This is a genomic window from Methylobacterium gregans, from assembly GCF_022179245.1.
GTDB classification, from domain to species: domain Bacteria; phylum Pseudomonadota; class Alphaproteobacteria; order Rhizobiales; family Beijerinckiaceae; genus Methylobacterium; species Methylobacterium gregans.
The window spans coordinates 110,817-131,158 of the sequence record NZ_BPQM01000030.1 but is presented as its reverse complement, the minus strand read 5'-3'; the positions used below and the strand labels follow the sequence as shown (position 1 = coordinate 131,158).

Here is a 20,342-nt window from a genome sequence, read left to right as displayed (position 1 = left end):
CCTCAGCCGCGGCGGGCGCGCGCGCCGAACAGGCCGTTCGGCAGCAGGAAGAGGACGAGGAGGAACAGCACCATGCCGACGAGTTCCTGCAGGGCGGAGCTCGCGAGCGTGACGGTGAGCGCCTCGGTGACGCCGAGCAGGATCGCGGCCAGGAACACGCCCGGGATCGAGCCGACGCCGGCCAGGACCGTGACGATGAAGGCCTTGACGGTCAGCGCGTGGCCCACGGCCGGCTGCACGACGCTCATCGTGTAGAGCGCCACGCCCGCGAAGCTCGCGAGCGCGCCCGCGACGAGGAAGGAGACGAGTTCCGTCCGCACCGGGCTGATTCCCATGAGCGTCGCCGCGGCGCGGTTCGACGAGACGGCGCGCACCGCGCGCCCGTACCAGCTCTTCTTCAGCCACCACCACAGGGCGACCATCAGCGCGAGGCTGACCCCGAAGGCGACGATCTCGCCGTTCATGGCGTAGACGGGTCCGATCGAGGTCGCGTCCTGGAGCGCCGGCGAGGCGGTGGTGCGCACGTCGCTGGCGAAGACCAGCAGGATCGCGTTCGTCAGGACGATACCGATCCCGAAGGTGAGGATCAGCGAGTTCAGCTCCCGGTGCTCGCGGATGCGGTCGATCATCAGGAAGAGCGCGGCGCAGACGATCGACACCACCACGAGCGCCAGGGGGATGGCGAGGTAGGGATCGAGGCCGGCCCGGGCCTCGACGACGTAGGCGCAGTAGGCGGCGAGCAGCACCAGCTCGCCGTGCGCGAGGTTGATGATCCGCATCGCCCCGAAGGAGAGGGCGAGGCCGAGCGCCACGAGCGCGTAGACGCTGCCCACGAGGAGACCCGAGAACAGGGCCTGGAGGACGAGATCGACCATGGCGCGCCTACCAGGGCAGGCCGGGGAAGACGATCTCGCCCGTCGCCGCGGCGGCCGGCGAGACCAGCACGATCTTGCCCGCGCGGTGCTGGCCCATCGCCACGGAGAAGCGCGGGTTGTCGCCGGTGGCGTCGAACTGGACGGGGCCGAGCAGGGTCTCGCGCTCGGTCCGGCGCATGGCGTCGGGCAGGCCGCCGGTCTTGAGCGTGCCGGCGTCCGCCGCGTGGGCGATCGCCTCCGCCAGGATCGTGGTCTCGACGAAGCTCAGGGTGGAGAGGTACTCGACCTCCTTGTTGTAGGTCTTCTTGTAAGCCTCGGCGAAGCGCTTGCCCTCCTCGTCCTTCATCTCCACCGGGAAGGGCAGGAAGGAGGTCCCGACGACGTTGTTCATCAGGTCGGGGAACTCGCTGTACATCTTCGGCGTGGCGAGCGACCACGCGCCGACGATGAGCTTGACCGGCGGCTTCAGAACCTTGGCGGCCCGGATGATGCCCACGTAGTCGTTCTCGTAGGCCGACATCACCAGGATGTCCGACTTGTCCTGCAGCTTCACCTTGTTGATGACCGGCTTGAAGTCGGTGATCGCCGGGTCGAACTCGTGCACCGTGACCTTCACACCCTTGGCGGAGAGGTCCTTCTGCAGGCCCTTGGCGAGCAGCGCCGGCGCCTCCTTGGTCGAGGCCAGGATCGAGACCGAGGCCGGCTTCAGCGTCTCGAGCAGGGCGCCCATGCCGCGCTGGTAGCCGGCATTGTTGTTGATGCGGAAGAAGGTCTTCAGGCCGCGGGCCGTCAGCTCGTCGCTCACCGCGCCGGCCGTGATGTAGGTGGTCTTCAGCCGGTTTGAGGCGTCCGAGGCCGGGCCGATGATGTTCGAGCCGTAGCCGCCGATCACCGCCACGGCGCCGTCCGAGACGAGCTTCTCCACCGCCGAGACCGCCTTGGCGGGCGTGCTCTCGTCGTCGATCACCTGGAGGCGGATCTTGTGCTTGTCAGAGCGGGCGTTGAACATCTGGATCGCCACCCGCATGCCCTCGTCGAAGGCCTGACCCGAGCGAGCGAGCGAGCCGGTGAGCGGCATGTGGGCGCCGACCAGGATCTCGTCGGCGCGGGCGGGCCCTCCGGCCAGGGTGGCGAGGGCGATCGACGCGGCCGCGACGGCTCTGCGAAGCATGCGGGTTTCTCCCTGGGCGCGGGCTGGAAGGCGGCGCGCTCGTGTTTCATCCCATGCGCAGAGTCTGGTGCTCCGCGTGGCCCGGCGATCCGCAGAGCGGTTCGAGGCGGCGCCTGGATGGCACGCCCGTTCCGGATCTGTCAATTTCTTGCAGACCGATCGTCCGCATGCCGGATCGAATCTGTCACTTTCCTGCCGATCTGCACGATCCTGCCTTGACACGATGGTGGCTCCGGCGCGACATCCGCTCAGTTTTGCAGATCAGCATTCTGCATTGCAGAACGTGGGAGGAAGCGAGCGTGGTCCGCCAGGAACTTCGCGACGCCGTCGCCGTGATCAGACTGTCGAACCCGCCGGTGAATGCGCTGGGCCACGATCTGCGCACCGCGCTGGACGCGGCGCTGGCGCATGCGCTCGCCGACGCGGCGGTGCGTGCCGTCGTGCTCGCGGCCGAGGGCAAGGTCTTCGTCGGCGGTGCCGACATCTCCGAGTTCGGCAAGCCGCCCCGTCCTCCGCTGCTGCCGGACCTGATCGCGCGGCTCGACGGGGCGGAGAAGCCGGTGGTCGCGGCGATCCACGGGGCGGCGCTCGGCGGCGGGCTCGAGCTCGCGCTCGCCTGCCACGCCCGGGTGGTCGGGCCCGCGGCCAAGCTCGGCCTGCCGGAGGTGAAGCTCGGCCTGATCCCGGGCGCGGGCGGCACGCAGCGCCTGCCGCGCCTGATCGGGGCGGAGGCCGCCTTCGGAATGATGCTCGGCGGCGATCCGGTCGGCGCCGCGACGGCGGTCGCGCAGGGCCTCGCCGACACGCTGGAGCCGGGTGATCTGGTCGCGGCCGCATGTGCGCTGGCCCTGCGGCTCGCCGATGGGGGCCGGCCGCCCCGGGTCCGCGACCGCGCCGAGCGGATGGATGATTCGGCGCGCACGGCCTTCGAGGCGCGCGCCGCCGAGGCCCTGAAGCGGGCACCGGGCCAGCCGAACGTGGCGGCCCTGGTCGATGCCGTGCGGGCCGGGTTCGCGCAGCCCTTCGACGAGGCCGTGAAGACGGAGCGCGCCCGCTTCCTAGCCCTGGTGGACGACCCACGCGCGAAGGCGCTGCGCTACGCCTTCTTCGCCGAGCGCGAGACCGCGCGGGTGCCGGGGATCGCCAAGGACACGCCGCGCCGAGACATCGCCGCCGCCGCGGTGATCGGTGCCGGCACGATGGGCGGCGGCATCGCGCTCTGCTTCGCCAACGCGGGCATCCCCGTCACGGTCATCGAGACCGAGCAGGAGGCCCTCGATCGCGGCCTCGCGCGGATGCGCGCCACCTACGCGTCGTCGGTCAAGCGCGGCTCGCTCGGCGAGGTGGAAATGGCCGAGCGGCTCTCGCGCATCACCGGCGCGGTCGGGCTGGAGCATGTGGGCCAGGCCGACATCGTGATTGAGGCGGCCTTCGAGGAGATGGGCGTTAAGGAGGAGATCTTCTCCGCCCTGTCCCGTATCGCCAAGCCCGGCGCGGTGCTCGCCACCAACACCTCCTATCTCGACGTGAACCGAATCGCCGCGGCGACCGAGCGGCCCGCCGACGTGCTCGGCCTGCATTTTTTCAGCCCCGCCAATGTGATGCGCCTCGTCGAGGTGGTGCGGGCGGAGCGCACGGCGCCCGACGTGCTCGCCACCGCCAACGACCTCGCGCGGCGCCTGGGCAAGCTGCCGGTGACCGTCGGGGTCTGCTTCGGCTTCGTCGGCAACCGGATGCTGGCCCGCCGCAGCGCGGCCGGCGAGCGTCTGCTGCTGGCGGGCGCGCTGCCTCACGAGGTCGACAGTGCGGTCACCGCATTCGGCTTCCGCATGGGCCCCTTCGCGATGGCGGACCTCGCCGGGCTCGACATCGGCTGGCGCACCCGCAAGGCCACCGGCGGCAAGGCCCCGGTCGCCGACGCGCTCTGCGAGATGGGCCGCCTCGGCCAGAAGACGGGGCGCGGCTTCTACCTCTACCCGGAGGGCGCCCGCACGGGAGCGCGCGATCCCGAGGTCGAGGCGCTGATCGCGGCCGAGTCGGAGCGCCGTGGCATCGCGCGGCGGAGCTTCTCCGCCGACGAGATCGTCGCCCGGCTGATGCTGCCGATGGTCAACGAGGGCGCGCGCATTCTCGAGGAGGGCATCGCGGCGCGCCCCGGCGACATCGATACGATCTGGCTCAACGGCTACAACTGGCCGGCCTGGCGCGGCGGCCCGATGCATTGGGCGGACGGCCTCGGGCTGGCGCAGGTCGCGGCCGATCTGGAGCGCTTCGCGGAAGAGTCGGGGGACGACACCCTGCGCCCCGCGCCGCTGCTCGCCCGCCTCGCCGAGACGGGCAGGGGATTTTCCGCGTGGGACGTCCCGTGAGCGCTCGTTCTCCCTCTCCCACACAGGGGGGAGGGGAGGGCGCCCCGCATCAACCGATAGAGAGCATCCGATGACCGACGCCGTGATCGTCGCCACCGCCCGCACGCCCATCGGCCGGGCGCATCGTGGGGCGCTGAACCTGACCGGCGGGGCGGATCTCGCCGCCCACGCGATCCGTCACGCCCTCGACCGGGCGGGCGTCGAGCCGGAGGCCGTCGAGGAGGTCGTGCTGGGCTGCGGCTACCCGGAGGCCGCGACGGGCGGCAACGTCGCCCGTCACGCGAGCCTCGTCGCCGGCATCCCGGTCCAGTCGGCCGGCGCCACGGTCTCGCGCTTCTGCGCCTCGGGCCTGCAGGCGATCGCGGACGCGGCCAAGCGCATCCGCCTCGACGGCGTGCCGGTGGCCGTCGCGGGCGGCGTCGAGTCGATCAGCCTCGTCCAGCCGCAGGTGCGGCGGGACCTCACCCGCAACGCCTGGCTCGAGCAGCACCTGCCCGCGATCTACATGCCGATGATCGAGACCGCCGACATCGTGGCGGAGCGTTACGGCATCTCCCGGGAGGCGCAGGACGCATTCGCCCTGCTGAGCCAGCAGCGGACCGCGGCGGCGCAGGCGGCCGGACTGTTCGACGCCGAGATCGCGCCGATCGCCGCGACGATGATCGTGACCGACAAGGCCACGGGTGAGACCCGGAACGTCGAGACCCGGCTCGCGAATGACGAGGGCAACCGGCCCGACACCACGCTGGAGGGCCTCGCCAAGCTGAAGCCCGTGCGCGGGGAGGGGGCCTTCATCACCGCCGGCAACGCGAGCCAGCTCTCCGACGGCGCCTCGGCCTCGGTGCTGATGTCGGCCGAGGAGGCCGCGCGCCGGGGCCTGAAGCCCCTCGGGATCGTGCGCGGCTTCGCGGCCGCCGGCTGCGGTCCGGACGAGATGGGCATCGGCCCGGTCTTCGCCGTGCCGCGCCTGCTCGAACGCAACGGGCTCACCGTGGACGATATCGGCCTGTGGGAACTGAACGAGGCCTTCGCCTCGCAGTCGATCTACTGCCGCGACCGGCTCGGGCTCGATCCCGAGACCGTGAACGTCAATGGCGGCGCCATCAGCGTCGGCCACCCGTTCGGCATGTCGGGCGCCCGGCTCGTCGGCCACGCCCTGCTGGAGGGCCGCCGCCGCGGGGTGCGCTTCGCCGTCGTCACCATGTGCGTGGCCGGCGGCCAGGGCTGCGCCGGCCTCTTCGAGATCGAGCGGGAGTAAGAGCCATGGACCTGCGCTTCACGCCCGAGGAGACCGCCTTCCGCCAGGAAGTGCGCGCCTTCTTCCACAGCGAGATCCCGCCCGAGATCCGCCGCAAGGTGTCGGAGGGCCGCTCGCTCGCGCGCGAGGACTACGTTACCTCCCAGCGCATCCTGAACGCCAAGGGCTGGGCGGTGCCGCACTGGCCCAAGGAATGGGGCGGCCAGGACTGGGACCCGATCCGGCGCTACATCTTCATGGAGGAGCTGATGCAGGCGGCGGTGCCGCTGCCGCTGCAGTTCAATTGCTTCATGGTAGGGCCCGTGATCGCGGCCTTCGGCAACGAGGCGCAGAAGCGGCGCTTCCTGCCGCGCATCGCCAATCTGGACGACTGGTGGTGCCAGGGCTTTTCCGAGCCCGGCGCCGGCTCGGACCTCGCCTCGCTGAAGACCCGCGCCGTGCGGGACGGCGATACTTACGTCGTGGACGGCCAGAAGACCTGGACCACGCTCGGCCAGTACGCTGACTGGATCTTCTGTCTCGTGCGCACCGATCCGGCGGCGAAGAAGCAGGCCGGCATCTCCTTCCTGCTCATCGACATGAAGAGCCCCGGCATCTCCGTGCGCCCGATCATCACCATCGACGGGCGCCACGAGGTCAACGAGGTTTTTTTCGACTCTGTACGGGTACCTGCTGAAAACCTCGTTGGGGAAGAAAACAAGGGCTGGGACTACGCCAAGTTCCTGCTCGCCAACGAGCGCACCGGCATCGCCCGCATCGGGCTGACCAAGGAGCGGGTCGCCCGGGTCAAGCGGCTCGCGAAGGAGACTCCGGCGGGCGCGGGCACGATGTGGGACGACGCCGATTTCCGGGCCCGGATCGCCACCGTCGAGATCGAGCTGAAGGCACTCGAGATCACCCAGATGCGGGTGGTGGCGGCGCAATCCCGGCGCGATTCCTCGAAGCCCGACCCGGCCTCCTCGATCCTTAAGATCAAGGGCTCGGAACTGCAGCAGGCCGCGACCGAGCTGCTGGTCGAGCTCGCCGGCCCCCTGAGCTTGCCGGCCCCTGTCGCGAACGACGTCGACGCCCTCGGCTGGGAGGCGTTTGCCGCGCCGACCTACCTCAACACCCGCAAGGTCTCGATCTACGGCGGCTCGAACGAGATCCAGCGCAACGTGATCGCCAAGGCGATCTTGGGCCTCTGAGGGGATCCTGGGGCTCCGAAGGATTTTTGGCGATGGATTTCGATCTCACCGACGAGCAGAGCCTGCTGAAGGACAGCGTCACCCGCTGGGCGGCCTCCCGCTACGGCAGCCTGGAGCAGGTCGAAGCCGCGCGCCGGAAGCCGCTCGGCTTCGACGAGGGCGCCTGGGTGCAGCTCGCCGAACTCGGGCTCCTGGGGCTCCCCTTCGCCGAGGCGGACGGCGGCTTCGGCGGCGGCCCGGTCGAGACCATGATCGCCGTCGAGGCGCTCGGCCGGCACCTCGCGCCCGAGCCTTATCTGGCGAGCGTGGTGCTGGGCGGCGGCGCCCTGCGGCTCGCCGGAAGCGCGACGCAGCGAGAGGCGCTGATCCCCGGCCTCGTCGAGGGGAGCCACCGTCTCGCCCTGGCGCACGGCGAGCGCCAAGCCCGCTATGACCGCGCGGACGTCGCGACGACAGCCCGCCGGGAGGGTGGTTCCTACCGGCTCGACGGCGCCAAATGCGTGGTGCTCAACGCCGACGCGGCGCAGACCCTGGTGGTCAGCGCCCGCACGGCCGGCGGGCGGCGGGACGAGGCCGGGATCAGCCTGTTCCTCGTGCCCGCCGACGCGCCCGGCCTGACCCTCAAGCCCTATCCGACGCAGGACGGCGGCCGCGCGGCGGACCTCGCGCTGGAGGGCGTCGCCGTCCCGGCCGACGCGCTCCTCGGCGAGGCGGAGGCGGGATTGCCCGTGATCGAGCGGGTCCTCGACGAAGGGATCGCGGCGGTGAGCGCCGAGGCGGTCGGCGTGATGGAGGCGCTGCACGCGCTCACCGTCGATTACCTCAAGACCCGCAAGCAGTTCGGCACGGCGATCGGCGGCTTCCAGGTGCTGCAGCACCGGGCGGTGGACATGCTGGTCTCGCTGGAGCAGGCCCGCTCCATGGCCCTCTACGCCACCATGATGGCGGGCACCGCGGACACCGCCGAGCGTGGGCCCGCGGTCGCGGCCGCGAAGGTGCAGATCAACCGCTCGGCCCGCTTCGTGGGCCAGGAGGCGGTGCAGCTCCACGGCGGCATCGGCATGACGCTCGAATACCTCGGCGCCCACCTGTTCCGCCGCCTCACGGCGATCGAGTACCTCTTCGGCGACACGCCCCACCACCTGCGCCGCGTGAGCGACGCGGGCGGCCTGCTCGGCGCCGCCTGATGGAATGGCGCGTCCTTCCCCGCCCCCGCAGAGGGGGAGGGGAGGCGCGGAAGCCATCCGACAGGCCGTGAAGCGAACGAAGACATATCGGAGGACACGCCCATGAACGCCCCGACCCGTCCGCCCGGCTCCGCCGCCCCCGAGGCCAAGCCCTCCGCCGGCTTCGTATGGGACGATCCCTTCCTGCTCGACGACCAGCTCACCGAGGACGAGCGCGCGATCCGCGACGTCGCCCAGTCCTTTGCCGAGGAGCGGCTGCGCCCCGGCATCGTGGAGGCCTACGCGGAGGAGAAGACCGACCCGGACCTGTTCCGGCAGATGGGCGCGCTCGGCCTGCTCGGCGTGACGCTGCCCGAGGAATACGGCTGCGCGGGCGCGAGCTACGTCGCCTACGGGCTGGTGGCGCGGGCCGTCGAGGCGGTCGATTCCGGCTACCGTTCGATGATGAGCGTGCAGTCCTCGCTCGTCATGTACCCGATCCACGCTTACGGCACCGAGGCGCAGCGCCGGAAATTCCTGCCAAAGCTGGCATCCGGCGAATGGATCGGCTGCTTCGGCCTGACCGAGCCGGATGCCGGCTCGGATCCTGCCGGCATGAAGACCCGCGCCGAGAGGATCGAGGGCGGCTACCGGATCTCGGGCGCCAAGATGTGGATCTCGAACGCGCCCTTCGCCGACGTCTTCGTGGTCTGGGCGAAGTCCGACGCGCATGACGGCGCGATCCGCGGCTTCGTGCTGGAGAAGGGGATGAAGGGGCTCTCTGCCCCGGCGCTGAAGGGCAAGCTGTCCTTGCGCGCCTCGCTCACCGGCGAGATCGTGATGGAGAGCGTCGAGGTCGGCGAGGACGCGCTCCTGCCGAACGTCTCGGGGCTCAAAGGCCCGTTCGGCTGCCTGAACCGGGCGCGCTACGGCATCTCCTGGGGCGCGATGGGGGCGGCCGAGGATTGCTGGCGCCGGGCCCGCGACTACACGCTCGAGAGGAAGCAGTTCGGCCGGCCGCTCGCCCAGACCCAGCTCGTCCAGAAGAAGCTCGCCGACATGCAGACCGAGATCGCGCTGGGGCTGCAGGCATCCTTGCGCGTCGGCCGGCTGATGGACCAGGGTCGGATGGCGCCCGAGATGATCAGCCTGATCAAGCGCAACAATTGCGGCAAGGCGCTCGACATTGCCCGCACCGCCCGCGACATGCACGGCGGCAACGGTATCATGGGTGAGTACCACGTGATGCGCCATGCCCAGAACCTTGAGACGGTCAACACCTACGAGGGCACGCACGACGTGCACGCGCTGATCCTCGGGCGCGCCCAGACAGGGCTTCAGGCGTTCTTCTGAGCTGCCGTACAGCGGCGTCTCCGTGGAAACTGCGGATGCCGCAGCGAAATGTGAAAAAATTGCGGCCGGGCCCTTTCCAAGCGCGGCCGTTCCGGTAGCGTGCGGTTACACGCTCAAGTTTCGTCCGACGTCGATTCGTAGGTCTGGCGCCTCGTCTGCAACGGGGCGTCTCTCCTCTGTCGCGTTATCGACCCGACCTGGGCCGTGACTTGCCGAGGAGAGGTGAGAATGCGTCTCGTCCCGTTGTTCGCTGCGTTCGGCCTGGCAGTCGTCCTTGCAGGGACTGTCCAGCCCGTGCCGGCCAAGGCTGGGCCTCTCGACGGGCTGGCCGGGGCGGCGGTCGGCTTCGCGCTTGGCGCGATGGTGGCCGGGCAGCGCCCGGCCTACGCCGCCCCGCGGGGGCGCCGTGTCGTATACCGCCAGGCCCCCCGGCGTCACGTCGCTCAGCGCAGCCGGCCGGTGAGCCCGCGCGGCGCGGCGATCAGCACGGTGTCCGACCCGTTCGCCGGCTCGGGCGGCGGCGCGAAGCCGATCCCGGTCGCAGGCAACTGACGCGCCGCTTCCGGCCATGACCACGATGCGCGCGCGCCTCGCCGCGACCCTCGCTCTTCTCGCCGGTCTTCTCGGGGCGACGCCCGCCGCCGCGATCGTCCTCGGGGTCGACAAGACCATCGACAAGGTGTCGGGCTGGTCGATCGGCGTGAGCAAGGCCCTCGGCGGTTGCGTTGCGGCAGCGAGCTACCAGGACGGCACCACGGTCTGGATCGGCTTCGACGGGGGCAAGGACGAGGCGTTCCTGGCCTTCACCAACGCGCGCTGGCGCTCGATCGAGGGTGGCCGGCCCTATCAGATCAACATCCTCACCGGCCGCGGGCGCTGGAAGGGCCGTTTCAGCGGGGTCGAGCGCGAGACCGAGCGGGGACTGTACCAGTCCGGCCTGCGCAAGACCTTCGTGGTCGATCTCGCCCGGGCGGGCGGCCTCGACGTGATTTTCGAGGGCAGGTCGATCGCCCGCCTGTCGATGTCGGGTTCCTCCGACGCCATCGGCGCGATGATCGACTGCCAAAAGGCGGTGGTCGAGGCGAAGGCCGCGCCGGAGAGCCCGAAGAGCACCCCGCGTGCCGATGGGAGCGCCCGCAAAGGCGGCTCCTCGGGCACCGGCTTCTTCGTCTCCGAGGCCGGCCACGTGCTGACCAACCACCACGTCATCGAGGGCTGCACCGAGATCGACGTGGCGAAGGTCGGCGTGCCCGCGATGCGGGCCCGCCTCGTGGCGAGCGACGCGCAGAACGACCTCGCGGTGCTGAGCACGCCCTTCGAGAAGCCGGTGGTGCCCGCCCTCGCCATGCGTCCGCGCATCGGCGAAAGCGTCTACGCCTACGGCTTCCCGCTCCCGAACCTGCTGGCGGCCACCGGCAACTTCACAGTCGGCAACATCACGGCGGCGGCGGGGCTCGGGGACGACACCCGCATGCTGCAGATCTCGACGCCGGTCCAGCCCGGCAACAGCGGCGGCCCGCTGATCGACCAGTACGGGGCGGTGGTCGGCGTCGTGAGCAGCAAGCTCAACGCGATCAATGTTGCGATGGCCAACAACGACATCCCGCAGAACGTGAACTTCGCCATCAAGGCGATGATCGCTCTGAACTTTCTGGACGCGAACGGCATCCCGCCGGCAGTCGGAACCAAGAGCCAGACGCCGATGGACGCGGCGAGCGTGGCGGATCAGGCCAAGCTGTTCACGGTGCATGTGGTCTGCCGCTAGGCGCTCCAATCTTTCGCCTGCGGACGCGCTCGAGGACGGCAACCCACAGCCGCCGCGGCATCGGGCTGAGCGGCGAGCGCCGTGCCGACCCACGCGGGGTAGCCCCAGAGATCGCGCGGGCCGTGCGCACGATTGCTTGATCCGCCGAATCGGCCCCGGCACGCTCCTTCCTCGCGCCGTCCCATCGGGATCCGGGAGGTTGCCATGCTGGCCATTCGGAACGCAGCGGCCGTGGCCTGGGAGCTGTGGAGCGAGCGCCGCTTCGCCGAGATGGCGCGGCGTGGCGGCGGCCTGTTCTACGCGACTCGCGTCACGGTCGGACTGCGGCGCGACCTCGCCGCGCCCTGTCCGGTCCCGGCCGCCAAGATCCCGCTCGCGGTCCGGCCGTTGCAGGACGCGGATCTGCCCCACCTTTTCCCCGAGGACCTGCGCGGCCTGAGCCGGAAGGAGCGTGTGGAGCTTGCCACGCGCCGCTTCCACCTGCGGGCCGGAATTCCGACCTGCTACGTCGCGCTCGACCAGCGCACGGAAACGCCCTGCTACATGCAGTGGCTGATGGGCGCGAGCCACAACCGGATGATCCAGGATACCTTTCCGCGGCGCTGGTTCCCTGAACTGGCGCCCGACGAGGCGCTCCTCGAGAATGCCTACACGCCCGCCGCCTATCGCGGCCAAGGCATCATGTCCTGCGCCATGGCGCTCATCGCCGAGCGCGCCGTTGAGATCGGCGCGCGCCGCGTGATCACATTCGTGGAGAGCACCAACGTTCCATCCCTGCGCGGCTGCGCCAAGGCCGGGTTCACGCCTCACCTCGCCCGAATCGAGCGCCGGGCGCTGCTCGATACGATCCGTCTGCGCCGCTTCGAGCCCTATGACCCTGCGCTGCACGCGCGAGCGGAGCGAGTGCGCTGATCCTGTCGGTGCCGGGCGCGGGCTGTGATCGGAGGCGCGTCGGACTTTCAAGGCGTTCGCGGGCCGGCAGCTTGAGCGATCCCGCCGCGGATCACCGCGCGATCATCTCGCGAATGCGGGCGGCCAAGGCATCGACCGCGAACGGCTTGGTCAGGACTGCCATGCCGGGCTCGATCTGACCCTTGGTGAGCAGGGCGTTCTCGGCGTAGCCCGTGATGAACAGCACCCTGAGGTCAGGCCGGGTTGCCCGCGCCGCATCCGCCATCTGGCGGCCGTTCAGGCCGCTGGGCAGCCCCACATCGGTCACGAGGAGGTCGATCCGCGCGTCCGACTGGAGGACCTTGAGCCCCCCGGCACCGTCCCATTCGCAGGCCTTTGCAGGCTTCGGGCGGTTCGGGTTCCGCCATCGGGTTTCGAGGACCCGGCCCGTCCCACGGGGAAGAGGCCCTGACCAAAACGGCGACGGGCGCCCCGTTTCCGGAGCGCCCGCGACCCATTGTGCGAGTGCGTTCGAAGAAATCAGTCGTTTCAGTCGTTCTTGACCTTGCCGTCCGGCCCGACCTTGATCTCCTGCTCGCGGTCGGTGAGCGCCACCTTGATCTCGTACTCGACCGCGTTGCCCTCGCGCTCGACCTCGGCCTCGTAGGCCTTGCCGCCCGCGGCCTTCTGCTCGGCCAGCGCGATCGCGTCCTTGAGCGAGACCTTGGCGTTCTGGAAGTCGCTTACCTTGAGGCGCGTGAAGTAGCGCTCGAAGGGCTGGTTCTCCGACTTGTAGAGCTCGCCCGTGTCGGCGTTGATGCCGTGCTCGACGAGCTTGCCGCTCGGGTACACGACCTTGATGGAGTAGTGGGCCGGGTTCTTGCCGTCGGCCTTCTCGAAATCGGCGTCGATCGCCTTGCCCTTCTCGTTGTCCTCGGCCTTGCCTTCGGCCGTGGCAATCGCCTGGGCGAGGCCGATCTTGGCGGACTTCGCGACCTGCCACTCTTTCAGGTTCTTGTCCTGGGTCGCCTCGGTCGCGCTGGGTGCGCGGCCTGTATTCTCGGGATTCTTGGTCAGGTCGGGATTGGTCGTCGTGGACGGCGTGGGCGTCGACGGGGCCGGCGTCTGGGCGGCGGCGAGACCCGCCGACAGAGCGAGCAGGCCGGCGGCGGCGGTGAGGCGGAACGCGGTGGTCTTCATGGCGGGACTCCCGTTATCGGGTTGATGTTGCGCACCCTGAACGGCCCGGGAGCCCGCTTGGTTGCGGCGCGGGAGGCAAGGAAATTTCTCTCTGCTCCGGTGGATCCATGCGGCGCGGCGCGGGGTTGCGTCTGCCCACGGCGCTTGGCATTGCGGGGCACGAGAGTCGGCCGCGGAACGCAATGCCGCGCGGGTGCCCGGATGTTCTGCGGCGCCGGATCCGGCCGCCAGATCCGCCGCGCCAGTCCTGCCCACCATGATTCCGGTCCTGAACCGCCCCGCCCACGCCCTGCCGCTCTACGCCGCCTTCTGCGCGGAGCTCTCGGCCCGCGGCTTCACGGGCGACCTGACCCTCTCGGAGGCCGACCGCACGGTCTTCGCCACCGACAACTCGATCTATCAGGTCGAGCCCGGCGCCGTGGTCTTCCCACGGACCCGCGACGACCTCGTGCGCATCGGCAAGCTTCTGGATGACCGGCGCTTCCGCGAGGTCGTTGTGCGCCCGCGTGGCGGCGGCACCGGCACCAACGGCCAGTCGCTCGGCCCTGGTCTGGTGGTCGATTGCTCGCGCCACATGACCCGCATCCTGGAGATCGATGCCGAGCGGCGCACCGTGCGCGTCGAGCCGGGCGTGGTGAAGGACCAGCTCAACGCGGCGCTCAAAGCCCACGGCCTCTTCTTCGCCCCCGAGCTCTCGACCTCGAACCGGGCGACGATCGGCGGGATGATCTCGACCGATGCCTGCGGCCAGGGCTCCTGCCTCTACGGCAAGACCCGCGACCACGTCCTCGCACTCACCTGCGTGCTCGCCGACGGCTCGGTGCTGGAGGCGCGCGACCGCGACGCCGACGAACTCGCCGCCGCGAAGGCCCGCGACGACCGGGCCGGCGCGATCCACCGGGTGGTCGACGCGGTGATCCGCGAGAACGCTGCGCTCATCGCCGAGCGCTTCCCCCGGCTCAACCGCTGTCTCACCGGCTACGATCTCGCCCACGCCCGGGGCACGGCGGGCGGCCTCGACCTGAAGAGCCTGGTCTGCGGCTCGGAAGGGACGCTCGCGCTGATCGCCGAGGCGAGGCTGAACGTCCTGCCGATCCCGCGGGCCGCGGCGCTGGTGGCGCTCTCCTACGTCGATTTTGACGCGGCTTTGCGCGACGCTCGCGCCCTGCTGCCCTTCGGCGCGGCCTCCGTCGAGACCATCGACTCCACCGTATTGGGGCTTGCCCGCAACGATCCCGGCTGGGCCGGGGTGCAGGCCTTCTTCCCCGAGGATCCGGCCGGGCGCCGGGTCGACGGCATCAACCTCGTGGAATTCGTCGGCGCCGCCGAAGAGGAGGTCGAGGCCGCGCTGGGGCGCCTCGTCGCCATGCTGGAGGCCGATCAGAGCCCGACCCGGATCGGCTTCACGATCGCCCGGGGGGCGGCGATCGAGCGGCTCTGGACCATGCGCAAGAAGGCGGTCGGCCTCCTCGGTGCGGTCAAGGGCGACGCGCGCCCGATCCCCTTCGTAGAGGACACCGCGGTGCCGCCCGAACGGCTCGCCGACTACATCCAGGAATTCCGTGCGCTCCTCGACGGCAAGGGGTTGCGCTACGGCATGTTCGGCCACGTCGATGCGGGCGTGCTGCACGTGCGCCCAGCGATCGACCTGAAGGACCCCGAGCAGGAGCGCCTGATCCGCGAGGTCACCGAGGGCGTTGTCGCGCTCACCGCCCGCTACGGCGGCCTTCTCTGGGGCGAGCACGGCAAGGGGTTCCGGTCCGAGTTCGTGCCCGGCGTGTTCGGGCCGCTGGTGCCGGCACTCGAAGCGGTCAAGCGCGCCTTCGACCCGGGCGACCGGCTCAACCCCGGCAAGATCGCCTCGGCGAAGGGGGCGGCACTCACCGCGATCGACGCCGTGCCGCTGCGGGGCGAGCTCGACCGCACCATCCCGCGCGACGTGCGCGCCGCCTTCGACGAGGCGCTCCACTGCAACGGCAACGGCGCCTGCTTCAGCTTCGACACGGACGAGGCGATGTGCCCGTCCTGGAAGGCCACGCGCGAGCGCCGCCACTCGCCGAAGGGCCGCGCCTCGCTGATGCGCGAGTGGCTGCGCCGGACCGCAGCGGAAGGCATCGACCCGGCCGCCGCGCTGCGGGCGGAGCCGTCCGGCTGGCTCTCGCCACTGGCCGCCTCCCTGCTTGGTGCCCTCCGGCCTGCACCGCCGACAGGGGATTTTTCGCACGCCGTGAAGGAGGCGATGGACGGCTGCCTCGCCTGCAAGTCCTGCACGGGCTCCTGTCCGATCAAGGTTGACGTGCCGAGCTTCCGGGCGAAGTTTTTGTCACTCTACCACCAGCGCTACCCGAGGCCGCTGAAGGACCATGTCGTGGCCGCACTGGAGCCGCTGCTGCCGCTGGCCGGGCGGGCGCCGCGCTTGAGCAACCTGCTCTCCCGCAACCCGCTCGCCCGGGCGGTGCTGCGCCGGATCGGGCTCGTGGCGATCCCGGCCTTCTCGGCCCCGCTTACGCCGGCGCTCGCCGGGCTCGGTGTGGAGACCGCGACGCCCGAGGCGCTGGGCGCACTATCCGCGGCGGAGCGCGCGCGCGCGCTCGTGGTGGTGCAGGACGCCTTCACCAGCCATTTCGAGGCGCCGGTCGTGGTCGATCTCTGCGCGCTGCTGATCGAGTTGGGCTTCCGACCCTGGCTCGCCCCGTTCCGGCCAAACGGCAAGCCGGTCCACGTCCACGGCTTCCTGGCCCGCTTCCGCAAGATCGCCGACGCCAACGCCCGGATGCTGCGGGCCCTGGAGGCGAGCGGCGTGCCGCTCGTCGGCGTCGATCCCTCGATGACGCTGACCTACCGCTCGGAATATGCCGGGGCGCTGGGGCCCGAGAACGTCCCGAAGGTCCAGCTCGTGCAGGAATGGCTCGCCGCCCGACTCGACGCGATCGCGCCGCGCCCGGCAGGCCGCCCCTTGCGGCTCCTGCCCCACTGCACCGAGCGCACCAACGCGCCGGCGGCGGTGAAGGACTGGCAGGCCGTGTTCGCGCGTCTCGGCCTGCCGCTCGAGGTTCCGGCCGCGGGCTGCTGCGGTATGGCCGGCACCTACGGGCACGAGGCCGCGAACCGGGCCACCTCCGAGGTCATCTACGGCCAGAGCTGGGCCCTGCGCGTCGCCGAGAGCCCGGAGGGCGCAGTGCTGGCCGACGGTTATTCCTGCCGCTGCCAGGCCAAGCTCATCGACGGCCGCGCCCTGCCGCACCCGGTCCAGGCGCTGCTCGCCCATGTCCGGGCGCACGCCCCCATCGACGCCCCGAAGCGCGCCGCCTGAAGAGGTCCCGCATGGACGCCGCCTACCTCAGCTACAGCATCGACCACGTGCATCTGCGCAGCCGCGATCCGGTCGCGGCGGCGGGCTTCTACGTCACGGTCTTCGGGGCGCGCGAGGTCGATCGCGTCGGCGATCCGGTGAGCCGGGTGGTGCTCGATCTCGGCGGCCTGCGGGTCTTCATCGAACAGGCGCCCGCCGACATCGCCGAGGCGGCGGTGCCGCCGCACCGCGGCATCGAGCATATCGGTCTGCGGGTGGCCGACATCGACGCCGCCCTGGCCGATCTTGCCGCCCGCGGCATCCCGCTGGCGATCCGGCTCACGCAGGTGAACCCGGCTCTGCGCACGGCCTTCCTCGACGGGCCGGACGGCGTGCGGATCGAGCTCTTGGAGCGCGGCGGCAGGGCTTGAAAGGACGGCGGTGCCACGGCTCCGGCTTTATCGCCACGCCCTTTCCCGGACGCCCGAGCGTTAGCGGAGGGTGATCCGGCACCCAGCACATAGAGATGCGAAGGCTCCGACTGCCGCGCCGGTGATGAGAAGAGAGCCGTTGCGCGGTACTTGCTCGCTGAATCCCGGACCACCTTCCACTGCGTTCCGGGCGTCCGGGAAAAGCGCGGTGTCTTTATCGGCGACGGTGGGCGGGAACCGTGTCCAAGAAAGAGAAGGGCCGGCGGATCGCTCCGCCGGCCCTTTTCGTCGTTCCGGATCGTGGACGCTCAGGCGCCCATAGCGGTCTTGAGGTTCTGGTCGACCTTGTCGAGGAAGCCGGTGGTCGAGAGCCACTTCTGGTCCGGCCCGACGAGGAGCGCGAGATCCTTCGTCATGAAGCCTGACTCGACCGTGTCGATGCAGACCTTCTCCAGCGTGTCGGCGAAGGTGGCGAGCTCCGCGTTGCCGTCGAGCTTGGCCCGGTGGGCGAGGCCGCGCGACCACGCGAAGATCGACGCGATCGAGTTCGTCGAGGTCTCCTTGCCCTTCTGGTGCTCGCGGTAGTGGCGGGTCACCGTGCCGTGGGCGGCCTCGGCCTCGACGGTCTGGCCGTCGGGGGTGAGCAGCACCGAGGTCATCAGGCCCAGCGAGCCGAAGCCCTGCGCCACGGTGTCGGACTGCACGTCGCCGTCGTAGTTCTTGCAGGCCCAGACGTAGCCGCCCGACCACTTCAGCGCCGAGGCGACCATGTCGTCGATCAGGCGGTGCTCGTAGACGATGCCGAGCGCGTCGAAGCGCGACTTGAACTCGTTCTGGTAGACCTCCTCGAACAGGTCCTTGAAGCGCCCGTCATAGGCTTTCAGGATGGTGTTCTTGGTGGACAGGTAGACCGGGTACTTGCGGTTGAGGCCGTAGTTCAGCGAGGCGCGGGCGAAATCGCGGATCGACTCGTCGAGGTTGTACATCGACAGCGCGACGCCGGCATCCGGGAACTTGAACACCTCCTTCTCTATCACCGTGCCGTCGTCGCCCTCGAACTTGATCGAGAGGCGGCCCTTGCCCGGGACCTTGAAGTCGGTGGCGCGGTACTGGTCGCCGAAGGCGTGGCGGCCGACGACGATCGGCTGGGTCCAGCCGGGGACGAGGCGCGGCACGTTCTTGCAGATGATCGGCTCGCGGAAGATCACGCCGCCGAGGATGTTGCGGATCGTGCCGTTGGGCGACTTCCACATCTCCTTGAGGCCGAACTCCTTCACCCGGGCCTCGTCGGGGGTGATGGTGGCGCACTTCACGCCCACGCCGTGGCGCTTGATCGCGTTGGCGGCATCGACCGTGACCTGGTCGTTCGTCGCGTCGCGGTGCTCGACGCCCAGGTCGTAGTACTCGAGGTCGACGTCCAGGTAGGGGTGGATGAGCTTGTTCTTGATCTCGGCCCAGATGATCCGGGTCATCTCGTCGCCGTCGAGCTCGACGACGGGGTTCGCCACCTTGATCTTCGCCATGATCCGAGCGCCTTCCTGAGCCTTCGGCCTCTCCGCAGGGCCTTCCGGGCGGCCTCCAGGCAAGCCGGATGCCGCGAACGGCGCGTGCATAGCGTGCGCCGCAACAGGGGGAAAGGTGCGGGGGACGGCGCGATGACAGGCTTGAGGGGATGTCAGGCGGCGTCCCCGCTCTCCTCCGCTTCCATCTGCGCCACCCGGTACTCTCTCCCGTGCCGGCAGTAGCCATCGACGATCCGGGCCATCATGGCGCGCTTCTCGGCGTCGAGCGGACCCAGGATGCGCGCGGGCCGCCCACCCCAGAGATGGCCGCCCTCGAGCAGCTGACCCGGATCCGTGGTGGCGCCGGCCGCCAGCATCACCTCGTCGGCGATGACCGTGCCCGGCGCGACCGTCGCGCCGATGCCGATCAGGCAGCGGGCGCCGATGCGGCTGTCGGCGATGCGCACGTTGTGGCCGATCGTGGTGTCGCGCCCGATCACCACGCCCTCGCCGCGGGTGCGGATCTGGGTGTTGTCCTGGATGTTGGTGTCGGCGCCGACCACGATCGGGCCGACCTCGGCGTCGAGCGCGCAGGAGAACAGCACGCTCGCGCCCGCACCGAGCCCGACGCGCCCGCGCAGGCGCGCCGTGCGGGCGACGAAGACCGTGTCGTCGGCCTCGTGCGGCTCCGGCGACGGTGCCGCTGGGCTCTCGCCCATCGCCTCGCGCAGGCGCTCGGCCCGCTCGGCCACCCCCGCGCGGTCGATCGGCCGGCGGGGCTTGGCTGGGCTGCCGCCGTAGACGAAGCCGGATGCGAGCGTGGCGCGCGGGAACACGGTCGCGCCCGCCTCGATCACCACGCCGTCCCCGATCGTGGCGCCATCGAGGATCACCACGTCGTCCTCGATCACTACGTCGGTGCCCACCGTGCAGGCATGGACCACGCTGTTGCGCCCCACCGTCACCCGGTCGCCGCAGACCGTGCCGTGCGTGAAGGTCGCGATGTGCACGGTCGAGCGCGGCCCGAGCCAGAAGCGCTCGCCCAGCGTGACGCTCTGGCCGTCCGCCCGGATCACCCCGTCGTCGCCGATCCAGGCTTGGGCGCCGATCCGCGCGGCGCCGATCACGGTGCTGCCCCGGCCGCACCAGACCGGGCGGCTCGCGAAGTCCGGCAGGACGCCCTCGTAGGGCAGGATCAGGTCGGGGCTCACGGGTTCGTCCTCACAGGCTTGTTCACGGCGACGAACGGATTCGACGGAGGCTCGGGGCGGCGGGCCTGCACCTGGGCGCTTGCCGTGCCATATAGCCGCCCGCGCCCCGGGTGTCAGGCTCTGGGCCGGACAGCCCGCGCCGCGCGTTGAGTCTGCATGCCCGATTCCCTCGTCGCCGATCCTCTGCCCGATCCCGTCAGCATCCAGGCCGACGCCTTCGACGTCGCCGCCGAGATCGGCCGGGTCGAGGCGGAGCATGGCGGCCGGGCCGGCGCGGTCGTCACCTTCACGGGTCTGTGCCGCGACGAGGGCGGCCGGCTCAAGGGGCTGGAGCTGGAGCATTATCCGGGCATGGCCGAGGCGGAGATCGGCCGGGTGGTGGACGAGGCCCGCGCCCGCTGGCCGCTCCAGGCGGTGCGCGTCGTCCACCGTCACGGGCTCGTGGCGCCGGGGGACGGCATCGTGCTGGTGATCACCGCGTCGAGCCACCGGGTCGCCGCCTTCGAGGCCGCGACCTTCCTGATGGATTACCTGAAGACTCGCGCGCCGTTCTGGAAGCGCGAGCACCTCGCCGACGGCACGACGGGCGGCTGGGTCGAGGCGACGGAGGCCGACGACGCGGCGGCGGAGCGCTGGACATGAGCGCGCCCCTGGGCACGGATGGACGGCAG

At 70.7% G+C, this 20,342-nt stretch carries 16 protein-coding genes and 1 pseudogene; 11 read left to right on the top strand and 6 right to left on the bottom strand.

The window, feature by feature from the left end; translation table 11 throughout:
* Window positions 1-2 precede the first annotated feature (2 nt).
* Together MFF54_RS08175 and MFF54_RS08170 are read right to left on the bottom strand one after the other, a co-directional pair.
* Window positions 3-875: a branched-chain amino acid ABC transporter permease gene (locus MFF54_RS08175; protein ID WP_238302118.1), complete on the bottom strand. Its 873-nt coding sequence runs from the start codon at window positions 873-875 to the stop codon at window positions 3-5.
* A 7-nt stretch (window positions 876-882) separates the two neighbouring features.
* Entirely contained in the window at window positions 883-2,046 is a 1,164-nt protein-coding gene (locus tag MFF54_RS08170) for an ABC transporter substrate-binding protein (RefSeq protein ID WP_238302117.1), read from the bottom strand.
* 299 nt (window positions 2,047-2,345) lie between these two features.
* Between MFF54_RS08170 and MFF54_RS08165 the strand changes: the two genes are divergently transcribed.
* The 8 genes from MFF54_RS08165 to MFF54_RS08130 all read left to right on the top strand — a co-directional run bounded on the left by MFF54_RS08165 (window position 2,346) and on the right by MFF54_RS08130 (window position 12,056).
* On the top strand, window positions 2,346-4,415 hold the full coding sequence (locus tag MFF54_RS08165) for a 3-hydroxyacyl-CoA dehydrogenase NAD-binding domain-containing protein (protein ID WP_238302116.1): 2,070 nt from the start codon (window positions 2,346-2,348) through the stop codon (window positions 4,413-4,415).
* A gap of 70 nt (window positions 4,416-4,485) precedes the next feature.
* Window positions 4,486-5,673 (top strand): acetyl-CoA C-acyltransferase, encoded by a 1,188-nt coding sequence (locus tag MFF54_RS08160; protein WP_238302115.1) that lies wholly within the window; start codon window positions 4,486-4,488, stop codon window positions 5,671-5,673.
* Window positions 5,674-5,678: 5 nt separating this feature from the next.
* Window positions 5,679-6,860: an acyl-CoA dehydrogenase family protein gene (locus MFF54_RS08155; protein WP_238302114.1), complete on the top strand. Its 1,182-nt coding sequence runs from the start codon at window positions 5,679-5,681 to the stop codon at window positions 6,858-6,860.
* Window positions 6,861-6,892: 32 nt separating this feature from the next.
* Complete coding sequence (locus tag MFF54_RS08150; protein WP_238302113.1) at window positions 6,893-8,047, top strand: acyl-CoA dehydrogenase family protein; 1,155 nt, start codon at window positions 6,893-6,895, stop codon at window positions 8,045-8,047.
* A gap of 102 nt (window positions 8,048-8,149) precedes the next feature.
* Complete coding sequence (locus MFF54_RS08145; protein ID WP_238302112.1) at window positions 8,150-9,379, top strand: acyl-CoA dehydrogenase; 1,230 nt, start codon at window positions 8,150-8,152, stop codon at window positions 9,377-9,379.
* Window positions 9,380-9,607: 228 nt separating this feature from the next.
* Window positions 9,608-9,931: a hypothetical protein gene (locus MFF54_RS08140; protein ID WP_238302111.1), complete on the top strand. Its 324-nt coding sequence runs from the start codon at window positions 9,608-9,610 to the stop codon at window positions 9,929-9,931.
* Between the two features lie 16 nt (window positions 9,932-9,947).
* Entirely contained in the window at window positions 9,948-11,144 is a 1,197-nt protein-coding gene (locus tag MFF54_RS08135; RefSeq protein ID WP_238302110.1) for a S1 family peptidase, read from the top strand.
* A 204-nt stretch (window positions 11,145-11,348) separates the two neighbouring features.
* Entirely contained in the window at window positions 11,349-12,056 is a 708-nt protein-coding gene (locus tag MFF54_RS08130; protein WP_238302109.1) for a GNAT family N-acetyltransferase, read from the top strand.
* A gap of 91 nt (window positions 12,057-12,147) precedes the next feature.
* Here MFF54_RS08130 and MFF54_RS08125 read toward each other — a convergent pair.
* Window positions 12,148-12,417: pseudogene (locus MFF54_RS08125) on the bottom strand (response regulator); the annotation flags it as partial.
* Between the two features lie 167 nt (window positions 12,418-12,584).
* Window positions 12,585-13,235, bottom strand: coding sequence for a PepSY domain-containing protein (locus MFF54_RS08120; protein WP_238302108.1), 651 nt, complete (start codon window positions 13,233-13,235; stop codon window positions 12,585-12,587).
* A gap of 256 nt (window positions 13,236-13,491) precedes the next feature.
* Between MFF54_RS08120 and ydiJ the strand changes: the two genes are divergently transcribed.
* Complete coding sequence (gene ydiJ / locus MFF54_RS08115) at window positions 13,492-16,548, top strand: D-2-hydroxyglutarate dehydrogenase YdiJ (RefSeq protein ID WP_238302107.1); 3,057 nt, start codon at window positions 13,492-13,494, stop codon at window positions 16,546-16,548.
* A gap of 11 nt (window positions 16,549-16,559) precedes the next feature.
* Window positions 16,560-16,958, top strand: coding sequence for a VOC family protein (locus MFF54_RS08110; protein ID WP_238302106.1), 399 nt, complete (start codon window positions 16,560-16,562; stop codon window positions 16,956-16,958).
* A gap of 308 nt (window positions 16,959-17,266) precedes the next feature.
* On the opposite strand, the gene MFF54_RS08105 is transcribed toward MFF54_RS08110, so the two are convergent.
* Together MFF54_RS08105 and MFF54_RS08100 are read right to left on the bottom strand one after the other, a co-directional pair.
* Window positions 17,267-18,481 carry an NADP-dependent isocitrate dehydrogenase gene (locus MFF54_RS08105; protein WP_238302105.1) on the bottom strand — a complete coding sequence of 405 codons (1,215 nt, stop codon included), beginning with the start codon at window positions 18,479-18,481 and terminating at the stop codon, window positions 17,267-17,269.
* Window positions 18,482-18,633: 152 nt separating this feature from the next.
* The gene (locus tag MFF54_RS08100; protein WP_238302104.1) at window positions 18,634-19,671 is read right to left on the bottom strand and encodes a gamma carbonic anhydrase family protein; all 1,038 of its coding nucleotides are present in this window, start codon (window positions 19,669-19,671) and stop codon (window positions 18,634-18,636) included.
* Window positions 19,672-19,827: 156 nt separating this feature from the next.
* On the opposite strand from MFF54_RS08100, the gene MFF54_RS08095 reads away from it, so the two are divergent.
* Window positions 19,828-20,313 carry a molybdenum cofactor biosynthesis protein MoaE gene (locus MFF54_RS08095; RefSeq protein ID WP_238302103.1) on the top strand — a complete coding sequence of 162 codons (486 nt, stop codon included), beginning with the start codon at window positions 19,828-19,830 and terminating at the stop codon, window positions 20,311-20,313.
* The last annotated feature ends 29 nt before the right edge of the window (window positions 20,314-20,342 follow it).

Coding starts and splice junctions, on each gene's coding strand:
- MFF54_RS08145 (WP_238302112.1), top strand. CDS start 8,150: ATGAACGCCCCGACCCGTCCGCCCGGCTCCGCCGCCCCCGAGGCCAAG.
- MFF54_RS08140 (WP_238302111.1), top strand. CDS start 9,608: ATGCGTCTCGTCCCGTTGTTCGCTGCGTTCGGCCTGGCAGTCGTCCTT.
- MFF54_RS08130 (WP_238302109.1), top strand. CDS start 11,349: ATGCTGGCCATTCGGAACGCAGCGGCCGTGGCCTGGGAGCTGTGGAGC.
- MFF54_RS08120 (WP_238302108.1), bottom strand. CDS start 13,235: ATGAAGACCACCGCGTTCCGCCTCACCGCCGCCGCCGGCCTGCTCGCT.
- MFF54_RS08095 (WP_238302103.1), top strand. CDS start 19,828: ATGCCCGATTCCCTCGTCGCCGATCCTCTGCCCGATCCCGTCAGCATC.
- MFF54_RS08105 (WP_238302105.1), bottom strand. CDS start 18,481: ATGGCGAAGATCAAGGTGGCGAACCCCGTCGTCGAGCTCGACGGCGAC.
- ydiJ (WP_238302107.1), top strand. CDS start 13,492: ATGATTCCGGTCCTGAACCGCCCCGCCCACGCCCTGCCGCTCTACGCC.
- MFF54_RS08160 (WP_238302115.1), top strand. CDS start 4,486: ATGACCGACGCCGTGATCGTCGCCACCGCCCGCACGCCCATCGGCCGG.
- MFF54_RS08110 (WP_238302106.1), top strand. CDS start 16,560: ATGGACGCCGCCTACCTCAGCTACAGCATCGACCACGTGCATCTGCGC.
- MFF54_RS08135 (WP_238302110.1), top strand. CDS start 9,948: ATGACCACGATGCGCGCGCGCCTCGCCGCGACCCTCGCTCTTCTCGCC.
- MFF54_RS08155 (WP_238302114.1), top strand. CDS start 5,679: ATGGACCTGCGCTTCACGCCCGAGGAGACCGCCTTCCGCCAGGAAGTG.
- MFF54_RS08170 (WP_238302117.1), bottom strand. CDS start 2,046: ATGCTTCGCAGAGCCGTCGCGGCCGCGTCGATCGCCCTCGCCACCCTG.
- MFF54_RS08175 (WP_238302118.1), bottom strand. CDS start 875: ATGGTCGATCTCGTCCTCCAGGCCCTGTTCTCGGGTCTCCTCGTGGGC.
- MFF54_RS08150 (WP_238302113.1), top strand. CDS start 6,893: ATGGATTTCGATCTCACCGACGAGCAGAGCCTGCTGAAGGACAGCGTC.